General features: G+C 54.6%; 13 protein-coding genes. 8 read left to right on the top strand and 5 right to left on the bottom strand.

All coding sequences use genetic code 11. The features are described 5' to 3' along the window. Positions 1 to 28 precede the first annotated feature (28 nt). Positions 29 to 898 (bottom strand): MurR/RpiR family transcriptional regulator, encoded by an 870-nt coding sequence (locus AC2FAP_RS08520; RefSeq protein WP_025203851.1) that lies wholly within the window; start codon positions 896 to 898, stop codon positions 29 to 31. 357 nt (positions 899 to 1,255) lie between these two features. Between AC2FAP_RS08520 and zwf the strand changes: the two genes are divergently transcribed. The 3 genes from zwf (at position 1,256) to kdgA (ending at position 5,458) form a co-directional block, all read left to right on the top strand. After that, positions 1,256 to 2,731: a glucose-6-phosphate dehydrogenase gene (zwf, locus tag AC2FAP_RS08515; protein ID WP_020883401.1), complete on the top strand. Its 1,476-nt coding sequence runs from the start codon at positions 1,256 to 1,258 to the stop codon at positions 2,729 to 2,731. Positions 2,732 to 2,965: 234 nt separating this feature from the next. After that, a complete protein-coding gene (gene edd, locus AC2FAP_RS08510) occupies positions 2,966 to 4,777 on the top strand; it encodes a phosphogluconate dehydratase (RefSeq protein ID WP_014170631.1) in 1,812 nt (603 codons plus the stop codon). A gap of 39 nt (positions 4,778 to 4,816) precedes the next feature. Next, complete coding sequence (gene kdgA / locus AC2FAP_RS08505) at positions 4,817 to 5,458, top strand: bifunctional 4-hydroxy-2-oxoglutarate aldolase/2-dehydro-3-deoxy-phosphogluconate aldolase (protein ID WP_020883402.1); 642 nt, start codon at positions 4,817 to 4,819, stop codon at positions 5,456 to 5,458. A 41-nt stretch (positions 5,459 to 5,499) separates the two neighbouring features. Here the strand turns inward: kdgA and purT are convergent, their stop codons facing one another. Then, complete coding sequence (purT, locus tag AC2FAP_RS08500) at positions 5,500 to 6,678, bottom strand: formate-dependent phosphoribosylglycinamide formyltransferase (RefSeq protein WP_436368636.1); 1,179 nt, start codon at positions 6,676 to 6,678, stop codon at positions 5,500 to 5,502. 170 nt (positions 6,679 to 6,848) lie between these two features. Between purT and AC2FAP_RS08495 the strand changes: the two genes are divergently transcribed. Together AC2FAP_RS08495 and ptrB are read left to right on the top strand one after the other, a co-directional pair. Then, positions 6,849 to 7,499, top strand: a complete 651-nt coding sequence (locus AC2FAP_RS08495; protein ID WP_014170628.1) for a tellurite resistance TerB family protein — start codon at positions 6,849 to 6,851, stop codon at positions 7,497 to 7,499. 85 nt (positions 7,500 to 7,584) lie between these two features. Further along, the gene (gene ptrB / locus AC2FAP_RS08490) at positions 7,585 to 9,645 is read left to right on the top strand and encodes an oligopeptidase B (RefSeq protein WP_108648151.1); all 2,061 of its coding nucleotides are present in this window, start codon (positions 7,585 to 7,587) and stop codon (positions 9,643 to 9,645) included. Here ptrB and exoX read toward each other — a convergent pair. From exoX to AC2FAP_RS08475, 3 genes are all read right to left on the bottom strand, one after another. Next, positions 9,642 to 10,304, bottom strand: a complete 663-nt coding sequence (gene exoX / locus AC2FAP_RS08485; RefSeq protein WP_014170626.1) for an exodeoxyribonuclease X — start codon at positions 10,302 to 10,304, stop codon at positions 9,642 to 9,644. The two genes, ptrB and exoX, sit on opposite strands and share 4 nt — an antisense overlap. Positions 10,305 to 10,328: 24 nt before the next feature. Continuing rightward, a complete protein-coding gene (locus tag AC2FAP_RS08480; protein ID WP_449541755.1) occupies positions 10,329 to 10,979 on the bottom strand; it encodes a nitrilase-related carbon-nitrogen hydrolase in 651 nt (216 codons plus the stop codon). A gap of 109 nt (positions 10,980 to 11,088) precedes the next feature. Beyond that, positions 11,089 to 11,319, bottom strand: a complete 231-nt coding sequence (locus tag AC2FAP_RS08475; RefSeq protein WP_013096102.1) for a DNA polymerase III subunit theta — start codon at positions 11,317 to 11,319, stop codon at positions 11,089 to 11,091. Positions 11,320 to 11,456: 137 nt separating this feature from the next. On the opposite strand from AC2FAP_RS08475, the gene yobA reads away from it, so the two are divergent. Genes yobA through AC2FAP_RS08460 form a run of 3 tightly spaced genes read left to right on the top strand, consistent with a single transcriptional unit; the run spans position 11,457 to position 13,054 of the window. Continuing rightward, on the top strand, positions 11,457 to 11,828 hold the full coding sequence (yobA, locus tag AC2FAP_RS08470; protein ID WP_439411825.1) for a CopC domain-containing protein YobA: 372 nt from the start codon (positions 11,457 to 11,459) through the stop codon (positions 11,826 to 11,828). Position 11,829: 1 nt separating this feature from the next. Beyond that, positions 11,830 to 12,699, top strand: coding sequence for a copper homeostasis membrane protein CopD (gene copD, locus AC2FAP_RS08465; RefSeq protein WP_449541754.1), 870 nt, complete (start codon positions 11,830 to 11,832; stop codon positions 12,697 to 12,699). A gap of 16 nt (positions 12,700 to 12,715) precedes the next feature. Further along, on the top strand, positions 12,716 to 13,054 hold the full coding sequence (locus tag AC2FAP_RS08460; RefSeq protein ID WP_014170622.1) for a YebY family protein: 339 nt from the start codon (positions 12,716 to 12,718) through the stop codon (positions 13,052 to 13,054). The last annotated feature ends 375 nt before the right edge of the window (positions 13,055 to 13,429 follow it).

Raw genomic sequence — 13,429 nt, 5'->3', positions numbered from 1 at the left:
AATCGTTACATCGTAGTTATTAAACTATTTAGGGAACATCGCTTTTCATAAGCAATTCTTTATCAAAACGCGATTCCTTAAGCGCTTCCTTGACACGCTTCAAGTTATCTCTGAATTTTGCGCCACGGCGCAGGGTGAAACCGGTTGCCAGCACGTCAATCACCGTGAGCTGCGCCAGACGGGAGACCATCGGCATATACATGTCGGTGTCTTCCGGGACGTCAAGGGTGATGGCGAGCGTCGCTTCTCTTGCCAGCGGCGTGCCCGCCGTCGTGAGGGCAATAACCATGGCATCGTTTTCACGCGCCAGTTGCGCCAGCTCCACCTGGCTTTTGGTGCGCCCGGTGTGCGAAATGAGTACCACGACATCATCTTCACTGCAATTCATACAGCTCATGCGTTGCAGGACAATGTCATCGGAATAAATGACCGGGACGTTAAAGCGGAAGAACTTATTCATGGCGTCATGCGCCACGGCCGCCGACGAGCCGAGGCCAAAGAACGCAATGCGCTTGGCCTGGGTCAGTAAATCCACCGCGCGGTTCACGGAATTCATATCCAGGGACTGGCGAACGTGGTCCAGCGTAGCCATGGCCGACTCAAATATTTTCGCCGTATAGGCATCAACACTGTCGTCTTCATCCACATTGCGATTAACATAAGGCGTGCCGTTTGCCAGACTTTGTGCAAGATGCAGTTTAAAATCAGGAAAGCCGCGCGTTTCAAGGCTACGGCAGAAGCGGTTAACCGTCGGTTCGCTGACGCCTGCCTCCTGCGCCAGAGCGGCAATGCTTGAATGAATCGCCTGAGCAGGAGCGGCAAGAATGACTTCGGCCACTTTTCGCTCGGATTTGCTAAGGTGTTCCAGTTGGAACTGGATTTTTTCCAGCATGTTCATTGTTAACAGGGCGCTCATGGGTGGAAACGATTTCATTAATTCATGAAATCATGATTCGATTTAGCCGATATTACCCCTGTGGCTTCCATAAAGGGTAACAGTCGACAAGATAATGTTGTTGTTTTTTTTCATTACTTGATCGGTGTCGGGTTTTGTTATGACCCTGTAGTTCAAAGAATCAACGCTTTTTGCGTGATTCCGCCACCACACGCGTCTGACGGCGAAAAAATCGCGGTATCGCACGCGAGGTTAAGCGCTAATGGTTTCGGGAATGACGTAAAAGCAGTACAGTGCAACGTAATAAAATTACAACGATACCTGGCAGAAGTACCAGGTGATCCAACTGAGGAGAATGACATGGCGGTAACGCAAACAGCCCAGGCATGTGACCTGGTCATTTTCGGCGCGAAAGGCGATCTTGCACGCCGGAAATTGCTGCCTTCCCTGTATCAACTGGAGAAAGCGGGCCAAATTCATCCGGATACGCGTATCCTGGGCGTTGGGCGCGCCGACTGGGACAAGGAAGCTTATACCAAGGTCGTACGCGAGGCGCTCGAAACTTTCATGAAGGAAAAGATTGATGAAAGTTTGTGGGATACCCTGAGCGGACGTCTTGATTTCTGTAACCTGGACGTGAACGACGTCAGCGCGTTTAACCGTTTAGGCGCGATGCTGGATCAGAAAAACCGTGTCACCATTAACTACTTCGCCATGCCACCAAGCACTTTCGGTGCAATCTGCAAAGGTCTGGGCGAAGCGAAGCTGAACGCTAAACCGGCACGCGTGGTGATGGAGAAACCGCTGGGGACCTCTCTTTCAACCTCCCGCGAAATTAACGACCAGGTCGGCGAGTACTTCGAAGAGTGCCAGGTCTACCGTATCGACCACTATCTCGGTAAAGAGACGGTACTGAACCTGCTGGCGCTGCGTTTTGCCAACTCCCTGTTTGTGAATAACTGGGACAACCGTACCATCGACCATGTGGAAATCACCGTGGCCGAAGAGGTAGGTATCGAAGGCCGCTGGGGTTACTTTGACCAGGCCGGTCAGATGCGCGACATGATCCAGAACCACCTGCTGCAAATCCTTTGCATGATTGCCATGTCTCCACCGTCTGACCTGACGGCGGACAGCATCCGTGACGCTAAAGTGAAAGTGCTGAAGTCACTGCGTCGCATCGATCGCTCAAACGTGCGTGAGAAAACGGTACGCGGCCAGTACACCGCAGGGTTTGCTCAGGGTAAAAAAGTGCCGGGCTACCTGGAAGAAGAGGGCGCCAACAAGGCGAGCAATACCGAGACGTTTGTGGCGATCCGCGTGGATATCGATGACTGGCGCTGGGCGGGCGTTCCGTTCTACCTGCGTACCGGTAAACGTCTGCCGACCAAATGCTCTGAAGTGGTCGTTTACTTCAAAAACCCTGAACTCAACCTGTTCAAAGAGTCCTGGCAGGAGCTGCCGCAGAACAAACTGACCATTCGTCTGCAGCCAGACGAAGGGGTGGACATCCAGATCCTGAACAAAGTGCCGGGCCTGGATCATAAACATAACCTGCAGACCACCAAGCTGGACCTGAGCTACTCCGAAACGTTCAATCAGACGCACCTTGCCGATGCTTACGAGCGTCTGCTGCTGGAAACCATGCGCGGTATCCAGGCGCTGTTCGTGCGTCGTGATGAAGTGGAAGAGGCGTGGAAATGGGTCGACTCCATCACTGAAGCCTGGGCTGCGGATCAGGATGCGCCGAAACCGTATCAGGCGGGCACCTGGGGGCCTGTCGCGTCCGTCGCGATGATCACCCGTGATGGCCGCTCCTGGAATGAGTTTGAGTAAAATTATCAGCTGCCTCTTAGGTGTTATTTTACCGGTAACATGATCTAACACAGTTCGTGGCACAATTTATAAACTTTTAAGCTCCGCGTGGATTCACCCGCGGAGCTTTTTTTATTACACTGCCGGAAGTGATTTTGCCCCTGAGCTCCGGACAGCAAGCGTTTCAGCGTTGTTAATAATCGCCAGCGACTTTGTAAACTCCCGAGCCCGGACAGATAAATTAGAGGAGCTTTTATGAATCCGACATTGTTACGCGTAACACAACGCATTATTGAGCGCTCGAAAGAGACCCGTTCTGCCTACCTCGCCCGGATTGAACAGGCCAAAAGTAATACCGTTCATCGCTCACAACTCGCCTGCGGTAACCTGGCGCACGGTTTCGCCGCCTGCCAGCCCGACGATAAAGCCTCGCTGAAAAGCATGCTGCGTAACAATATCGCCATCATTACCTCCTACAACGACATGCTTTCTGCGCATCAGCCGTACGAAGTGTATCCGGAGATCATCCGTAAAGCGCTGCACAGCGTCAATGCGGTAGGCCAGGTCGCGGGCGGCGTGCCGGCCATGTGCGACGGCGTGACGCAGGGTCAGGATGGGATGGAGCTCTCTCTGCTGAGCCGTGAAGTGATTGCGATGTCGGCCGCAGTGGGTCTGTCTCACAATATGTTTGATGGCGCGCTGTACCTCGGCGTGTGCGATAAAATCGTCCCGGGGCTGGCCATGGCAGCGCTGTCGTTTGGTCATCTGCCTGCGATCTTCGTGCCGTCAGGTCCGATGGCAAGCGGCCTGCCAAATAAAGAAAAAGTGCGTATCCGTCAGCTGTATGCGGAAGGTAAAGCAGATCGTCAGGCACTGCTGGAAGCGGAAGCCGCCTCCTACCATGCGCCGGGCACCTGTACTTTCTACGGTACGGCCAACACCAACCAGATGGTGGTGGAATTTATGGGGATGCAGCTTCCTGGGTCCTCTTTCATTCAGCCGGATGCGCCACTGCGTAAGGCCCTGACTGAAGCAGCTGCCCGCCAGGTAACGCGTCTGACCGGTAACGGCAACGCGTGGATGCCGCTGGGTAAAATGGTCGACGAGAAAGTGATCGTCAACGGTATCGTTGCGCTGCTGGCAACCGGCGGCTCAACCAACCATACCATGCATCTGGTGGCGATGGCGCGCGCGGCGGGCATCCTGATTAACTGGGATGATTTCTCGGATATCTCGTCTGTGGTGCCACTGATGGCGCGCCTGTACCCGAACGGCCCGGCTGACATCAACCACTTCCAGGCTGCCGGTGGCGTGCCGGTGCTGATGCGCGAGCTGCTGAAAGGCGGTCTGCTGCATGAAGATGTGAACACCGTGGCGGGCTTTGGTCTGCAGCGTTATACCCATGAGCCGTGGCTCAATAACGGTGAGCTTGACTGGCGTGAAGGCGCCACCGCCTCGCTTGACGCACAGGTTATCGCCACCTTTGAACAACCGTTCTCTCGTCACGGCGGCACCAAAGTGCTCAGCGGTAACCTGGGGCGTGCGGTGATGAAAACCTCCGCCGTACCGGAAGAGAACCAGATTATCGAAGCGCCGGCCGTGGTGTTTGAAAGCCAGCATGACGTTTTGCCTGCGTTTGATGCCGGTCTGCTCGACAAAGATTGCGTCGTTGTGGTGCGCCATCAGGGGCCAAAAGCGAACGGGATGCCAGAATTACATAAACTTATGCCGCCACTTGGTGTATTATTGGACCGCCGTTTCAAAATTGCGTTAGTGACCGATGGACGCCTCTCTGGCGCATCAGGTAAAGTGCCTTCTGCCATCCACGTGACCCCGGAAGCTTACGACGGCGGTTTGCTGGCGAAAGTTCGTGATGGAGACATGATCCGCGTCAACGGTCAGACAGGTGAGTTAACCCTGCTGGTGGATGACGCTGAACTGGCGGCACGTAAGCCACATATTCCTGACCTTAGCGCATCGCGCGTGGGAACCGGACGCGAAATGTTTGGCGCGCTGCGTGAGAAACTCTCCGGTGCGGAGCAGGGCGCAACCTGTATTACGTTTTAAGACGACTTGATTTTATCGATCTGGCGAGAGAAAACTCTGATGAAAAACTGGAAAACAAGTGCAGAAGCAATCCTGACCACTGGCCCTGTCGTGCCGGTAATCGTGGTGAACAAGCTGGAACATGCTGTCCCGATGGCGAAAGCCCTGGTCGCGGGTGGTGTTCGTGTTCTGGAAGTGACCCTGCGTACCGCCTGCGCGATGGACGCTATTCGCGCTATCGCCAAAGAAGTGCCGGACGCGATCATCGGTGCGGGTACCGTACTGAACGCACAGCAGCTGGCTGACGTGACCGAAGCGGGCGCGCAGTTCGCTATCAGCCCTGGCCTGACCGAGCCGCTGCTGAAAGCTGCAACCGAAGGCACGATCCCTCTGATCCCGGGTATCAGCACCGTATCTGAACTGATGATGGGTATGGATTACGGCCTGAAAGAGTTCAAATTCTTCCCGGCTGAAGCTAACGGCGGTACCAAAGCGCTGCAGGCTATTGCGGGTCCATTCTCTCAGGTTCGCTTCTGCCCGACGGGCGGTATCTCTCCGGCAAACTACCGTGACTACCTGGCGCTGAAAAGTGTCCTGTGCATCGGCGGTTCATGGCTGGTTCCTGCGGATGCGCTGGAAGCAGGCGACTGGGATCGCATCACTAAACTGGCTCGCGAAGCGGTTGAAGGCGCGAAGCAGTAAGCGAAGACAATATGAAAAACGGGCCTGCTGGCCCGTTTTTTTTATCCTGCAACCTTCACGTTCGCGGCGGCTGTTTTGGCTCTTGCCACAGCCTCATCCACGTTTTCACCGGTCGCTAGCGCCACGCCAAGGCGGCGCGTGCCGTCAATCTCCGGTTTCCCGAACAGACGAACCTGCAAGCCTGCACCTATAGCCCCTTCGACGTTATCAAAGATGACGTTCTGGCTGGTTAATTGCGGCAGGATCACCGCCGAAGCCGCCGGGCCGTACTGACGAATGCCGCCAACGGGCAGGCCGAGGAAAGCGCGCACATGCAGGGCGAATTCAGAAAGGTCCTGCGAAATCAGCGTGACCATCCCGGTATCGTGCGGGCGAGGGGAGACTTCACTGAAAATTACCTCGTCGCCGCAGACAAACAGTTCCACGCCAAACAATCCGTAACCGCCCAGCGCCAGAACCACTTTACGGGCAATTTCCTGCGCACGTGCCAGCGCCAGGTCGCTCATCTGCTGCGGCTGCCAGGATTCACGATAGTCGCCATCTTCCTGGCGGTGGCCAATCGGATCGCAGAAATGGACGCCATCAACGGCGCTGACCGTCAGCAGCGTGATTTCGAAATCAAACTTTACGACGCCTTCGATAATCACGCGACCGGCACCAGCACGTCCTCCCTGCTGGGCATACTCCCACGCCTTATCCAGAGTGCTGCTGTCGCGGATAAAGCTCTGTCCTTTACCGGAGGAGCTCATGACGGGCTTAATGATGCACGGGTAGCCAATTTCGTCGACAGCCTGCAGGAAAGCGGCTTTATCGCCGGCAAAACGGTAGCCTGAGGTAGGTAAGACCAGCTCTTCAGCCGCCAGACGACGAATGCCTTCGCGGTTCATGGTGAGTTTGGCCGCTTTTGCGCAGGGCACCACGCGCTGGCCTTCCTGCTCAAGGGCGATCAGCGTATCGGTGGCAATGGCTTCAATTTCGGGTACCACGAAATCCGGTTTCTCCTGCGTAATCAGCGTACGCAGGGCATCGCCATCCAGCATATTGATCACATAAGAACGGTGGGCGACATGCATGGCAGGTGCGTCAGCGTAACGATCCACTGCAATGACTTCCACGCCCAAACGCTGGCACTCAATGGCGACCTCTTTACCCAGTTCGCCCGATCCTAACAGCATCACACGCGTCGCCGCAGGTCGCAGCGCGGTTCCTAAACGAGTCATAACAATCCCCCTGAAAAAGTTGCGCGCATTATAAACGTAAACGTTTGCGTCTGTCTTGTTCAGGGCCCGAGAGCGGTTAAGAAATTTGCGCTTCTTTAGCCGTGGCAGACATTTCCTGACGCCTGCTCGCTTACGCTGGGAGACATATTCACCGTTAAGTGAGGGAAACCATGTCAGGCTGGCTAAATCAATTGCAATCCATGTTGGGACAGAAAACGTCGTCATCCGGCGAGCAGGGGCTGAGCAAACTCTTGGTTCCGGGGGCGCTTGGCGGGCTGGCTGGACTGCTGGTTGCCAATAAATCCTCGCGTAAGTTACTGGCAAAGTATGGTACCGGCGCGCTGCTGGCGGGCGGCGGCGCTATTGCGGGTACCGTACTGTGGAACAAATACAAGGACAGAGTGCGGACCGCGCACAGCGACGAACCCCACTTTGGTGAGCAGACCTCGCCGCTGGATCTGCGTACCGAACGGCTCATCCTGGCGCTGGTGTTCGCGGCGAAAAGCGACGGGCACATTGATGACCAGGAACGATCGGCGATTGAGCAGCAACTGCGCGAAGCCGGTGTCGAAGAAAAGGGCAGAGCGCTGGTGGCGCAGGCCATCGAACAGCCACTCGAACCGCAGCGTCTGGCGCAAAGCGTGAAAAATGAGGAAGAGGCGCTTGAGCTCTATTTTCTGAGCTGTGCCGCCATCGATATCGATCACTTTATGGAGCGCAGCTATCTCAATGCGCTGGGTGATGCCCTGAAGATCCCACAAGATGTCCGGGACGGGATCGAGAAGGATATTCAGGAGCAAAAACGGGCGTTACAGGGCTAACTGCCGCCGTCGCAGCCATGTTTCGCTTGCATCATGCGTGGGTTTTGCCAACCTTATAGGGTGTAAAACTCAAAAGAATGATGACATGCCACCGAAAGCCCGACGTACTCCGTATGCGATCACCACGCATGGCGATACGCGTATAGATAACTATTACTGGCTGCGGGACGACTCCCGTTCCCGGCCAGAAGTGCTTGACTACCTGCACGAGGAAAACGACTATGGCCGCAAGGTCATGTCCAGCCAGCAGGCGTTGCAGGATCAGCTGCTAAATGAAATGGTGCAGCGTATCCCCCAGCGCGATATTTCCGCGCCATGGACCAAAAATGGCTATCGATATCGCCATATCTACGAACCTGGCAACGAGTATCCCATCTACCAGCGACAGTCGGTGTTATGCGCCGAATGGGATGAGTGGGATATCTTGCTGGATGCCAACCAGCGCGCCGCCCACAGCGAGTTTTATACCCTCGGCGGCATGTCCATCTCTCCCGATAACACCATTATGGCGCTGGCGGAGGATTACCTCTCCCGTCGTCAGTACGGTTTGCGTTTTCGCAACCTGGAAACCGGTAACTGGTATCCGGAAATGCTGGATAACGTTTCGCCGGACTTTGTCTGGGCGAATGATTCCGAAACGGTCTACTACGTCAAAAAGCATGCCTCCACGTTGCTGCCTTACCAGGTGTGGCGCCATACCGTTGGGACGGATTCTGCTGACGACGAACTGGTTTACGAAGAGAAAGACGAAACGTTTTATGTCAGCCTGCACAAAACCTCGTCCCGCCACTATGTGATTATCTTCCTGGCCAGCGCCACAACCTCTGAAGTTCTGCTTCTGGACGCCGAACTACCTGATGCGCAGCCGCTGTGCTTCCTGCCGCGGCGTAAAGATCATGAATACAGTCTCGATCACTTCCAGCACAGCTTTTACCTGCGCTCTAATCGGGAGGGTAAAAACTTTGGCCTCTACAAAACCAAAGTACGCGACGAACGCAAGTGGGAAGTGTTAATCCCCGCCCGGGAGCAGGTGATGCTCGAAGGGTTTACGCTGTTCACCGACTGGCTGGTGGTTGAGGAACGCCAGCGGGGGCTGACCAGCCTGCGGCAAATTAACCGCAAAACGCGGGAAGTGATCGGGATTGCGTTTGACGACCCGGCCTATGTTACGTGGATAGGGTTTAATCCTGAGCCGGAATCGTCGCGTCTGCGCTACGGCTACTCGTCTATGACCACGCCCGATACGCTCTTTGAGCTGGATATGGACACCGGGCAACGTCAGGTGCTTAAACAGTCCGAAGTGAAAGGGTTTGATTCCGACAACTACCGAAGCGAGCACCTGTGGGTTACCGCCCGCGATGGCGTCGAGGTGCCGGTCTCGCTTGTTTATCATCGGGCGTATTTCCAGAAAGGTAAGAATCCGATTCTGGTTTACGGCTACGGCTCCTACGGCTCAAGCATGGACGCTGATTTCAGCAGCAGCCGGTTAAGTCTGCTGGATCGCGGTTTTGTGTTCGCCATTGCGCATGTTCGCGGCGGCGGGGAGTTGGGTCAGCACTGGTATGAAGACGGGAAATTCCTGAAAAAGAAAAATACCTTCAATGATTATCTCGACGTCTGCGATGCGTTGATTGAGCAGGGCTATGGCGATCCTGGGCTTTGCTTTGGTATGGGCGGCAGCGCGGGAGGATTATTGATGGGGGCCGTCATCAATCAGCGTCCCGAACGCTTTAAAGGGATTATTGCGCAGGTGCCGTTTGTCGATGTGGTAACGACCATGCTGGATGAATCCATCCCGCTGACGACTGGAGAGTTTGAAGAGTGGGGCAACCCGCAGGATGAGATCTACTATCGCTACATGAAAGAGTACAGCCCGTACGACAATGTGGAAGCGAAAGCGTATCCGCACATGCTGGTGACCACCGGATTGCACGATTCACAGGTGCAATACTGGGAGCCTGCAAAATGGGTGGCGAAACTGCGGGAACTGAAAACCGACGACAACCTGTTGCTGCTGTGCACGGATATGGACTCCGGTCACGGCGGGAAATCGGGACGATTTAAATCTTACGAAGGCGTGGCACTGGAGTATGCGTTTTTGATTGGCCTGGCGCAGGAGACGCTGCCAGGCCGTGCGGAGCGTTAAGCTTCGCCAAGATAGTGCTTAAGCGTTAAACGCAGTTCCGGGCTCATCTTATCGAGGTTGTTATAGAGCCAGCGCAGATAGCCCGGATCTTTATCCGCAATATCGGAAACCGCCCGACCGCGGTATTTGCCAAAGGTGAAGGTAGTCAGCAATGCCGGACGCCCGGTAATGGTCGCCATATCATCAGGGGTCCAGCCGGAGTTATTCATAATATCAATGAGTAACGCGGCGGTGATGTAGCAGTCATACAGGGCGCGGTGATGGTGCAGACCCTCCGGCGTTCTGACGCTCAGCTTACGGGATTTGTACAACGCCATATTGCTGTACTTAATCCCGGGCCAGAGACGACGCGCCAGTTTCATCGTGCAAATCCATTCTCCGGGCATGTCGGGGAGCACCCGGCGGTCAAAACTGGCGTTGTGCGCGACGTACCACGGGCTACCGTAATAGTGGGGTATCACCTCTTCTATCCACGGTTTGTCCGCCACCATCGATTCTGTAATGCGATGAATAGCCATTGCCTGCGGGCTGATCGGGCGGTCGGGACGTACCAGATGGCTCATTGGGTTGACTATTTTTCCATCAATCACGTCGACAGAAGCCACTTCCACTATTCCGCCCTGAAGATCGCAGGTTTCGGTATCGATGACGCGCAGCATTGAACTCTCCTGAGCCTAAAACGCCTAGCCTAAAGGAATGATATCGCCTTGCCAACCCTGTCTGCCAAGAGATCCGGTCAATAGCAGTTCACCTTTGTCCGCGCGGACGATCAGCTGACCTTTTTCATCCCATAACGCGCTGCCGCCGCGCGTGTTCGCCATTAACACCGCAATGGCATATTTGTGTGCGAATCGCTGCAGGGTACTGATGGACTGCCGCCAGCGGCTATCTCCCACTGACTGGCAGCTGGTAAACAGCGTCGCCTGCGGGTCGAGATTTGGCGAATCAGCATGTGCATCGATGATCGTCAGCTGTTTATCTCCTGGGATCAGGCTTGCACCGCGACCCTGAGGGTAGCGCAGGATGCTATGGCGAGAGGGGGTAAACAGGGCAAGGCCTTTCTGGCGATGGCCATTCACGTCGAGCGGAAGCCCGGCAATAATAGTAATCCGGTATAATTTTGCGGCGTTTAGCAACGGGGCCAGCTGTTTATCATCGGGAGGGGCGGGGAGCGTCGTTGTCCCTGGGCCAGTTAATGAGAGCTCCGGGAATACCAGCAAATCGCACTGCTGTCGTGCCGCTTCGGCAATGAAACGGAGATGGTGCGCGACATGTTCATCTACACTGTGATGCAGCCCGGCATACTGGGCCGCAGCAATATTCCATTGTGACATCGTGACTTCCTTTACACAGAGTCGCAGTGATTTAAGAATACACCTAATTTAATCAGGGTTTTCTTATCCTGCCATATTCCGCGTAAGGAAGTGTAACGACTCGTTAAGCTTATTTAACTTTAGGTTCGTACGGTAAACGAGAAAGGTTAACTGAGGCGAGACGATGCGCAATTAAGCGTTCGCGAAACCAGTCGCGCAGATGAGCAGGTTGCTCACGTTCAACCACTTCAGCCACGATGGGCATGTTGTAACGCTCTTTAAATGCGACGCCAGCGGCAGCGAGATCGACATTCACTTTATCCATCTCGTCCTGAGGAAGGGCGGCCAGATTGATCTTCATTACCTTCTCCTTTTTAGACGGCGGCAACGTTACCGCGATTGCTCGACGATGACAAGCAGAGGTGGGATGATCCTCGACTCGCTTATTATACAGAGTTATTCTTTGCCATACAGGCATAACAAAAAGGAATGATTGCGATGGGTTTATCCTCTTCCCGCGCGACAGGCGCACTGGTCTTTTTGGCCTCTTGCGTGATGTCACCCTCCGTGCTGGCGCACGCTCACCTTAAACAACAGACTCCGGCAGCAAATAGCCTTGTGACGGCACCGCGCACGCTGACGCTGACGTTTTCAGAAGGTATTGAGCCCGGTTTTAGCGGTGTGGTGGTGACGGATGCACAAAAGCAGACCATCAGGACCGGTGCCGTTAAACGCGACGAGAAAGACAAGACGCAGCTGAATGTGCCGCTGGATCGCGAGTTGACGCCCGGAACCTACCAGGTTGACTGGCATGTGGTGTCGGTAGACGGCCACAAGACAAAAGGCAGTTATCACTTTAGCGTGAAATAGCATGCTGGCGATGTGCTACGTAGGGCTGCGCTTTCTCCATTTCGGCGCGTTAATGCTTATTTTTGGCAATGCGCTGTATAGCGTCTGGTTTGCTCCTTCCTCTCTGCAACGACTCATGTCCCGGCGTTTTCAGTCGCAGCAGAGAATGGCGGCGTTAATCAGCCTGGTGACAGCGCTCCTGATGTTTACGCTTCAGGGCGGGTTAATGGGGAATGGCTGGGGCGATGTCGTCAACCCCGACATCTGGCGTAGCGTGCTGGGGACGCAGTTTGGAAGCGTCTGGCTGTGGCAAATTATTCTCGCGGTCCTTACTGCCGGTACAGCATGGCTGGCACCGCATAAAGGCTCACGGCTGTTACTGCTCGCCATGGGACAGTTCATCCTGCTGGCGGGAGTAGGGCATGCGACAATGAACGAAGGCGCGGTGGGCGCATTACAACGTCTTAATCACGCTCTTCATGTGTTATGTGCTGCAACCTGGCTTGGCGGATTACTGCCGCTGCTGTTTTGCATGCGTCTGGCGAAAGGGCAGTGGCAGCCTGCCGCAATCTACACCATGATGCGCTTCTCACGCGTGGGACATTACGCCGTAGCAGGCGTGGTGCTTACCGGCGTTTTTAATGCGCTGTTTATTCTGGGTATCGATATTCCCTGGCAGGCCCGTTACGTGCAATTTTTGTTGCTCAAATGTGCGCTGGTGGCTTTGATGGTGGTAATTGCGCTGGCAAATCGGTATTTTCTGGTGCCACGGTTTCGTGCGCAAAGCGGGCGAGAACAACAAATATTTATCAGAATGACACAAGCAGAAGTGGTGCTGGGTGCGCTGGTGCTGGCTACAGTCAGTCTGTTCGCGACCTGGGAACCCTTCTGACAAGGTTAACTATCCTATGAAAAAGACACTACTTTCTCTCATCTTGCTGGCCTGCACGGGGAGTGCCCTGGCCGCACCACAGGTCATTACCGTCAGCCGTTTTGAAGTGGGTAAGGACAAATGGGCGTTTAATCGTGAAGAGGTGATGCTGACCTGCCGTCCGGGGCACGCCTTGTATGCGATTAACCCAAGCACGCTGGTGCAATACCCTTTAAATGATGTCGCAGAGCAGCAGGTCGCCAGCGGCAAAAGCAGTGGACAGCCAATCAGCGTTATTCAGATTGATGATCCCGCGCATCCAGGGCAGAAGATGAGCCTGGCACCGTTTATCGAGCGTGCAGACACGCTTTGTTAATCTTCGGGTTTCCAATAAAAAACCGCAGATGCTTGCGAAAGCACTGCGGTTTTTCACTTTTAATGATGCTCATACGCTTTTTTTCCGGCCGCTTTAACTGAGGACTGGAAAACCTGGCGTCGTCATCTATTCTTAAAAGGCAAGGCGACTTAGCCTGCATTAATGCCAACTTTTAGCGCACGGCTCTCTCCCAAGAGCCATTTCCCTGGACCGAATACAGGAATCGTATTCGGTCTCTTTTTATCTGATTGAAAGCAAACGATTTATTCCTTTCACCGGTTCTCTCAGAAGGGACACGTTCAGTGATCCGCCTTCAACCATATCACAAAACGGCAGGCGTAAGTCCAGCCCTTTTTGTCGGTTTTGTTAAATTTT

Source organism: Enterobacter cloacae complex sp. 394I7, from assembly GCF_057320345.1.
Note: the sequence above shows the minus strand (reverse complement) of the source record. Positions and strands in the feature narration are given on the sequence as shown.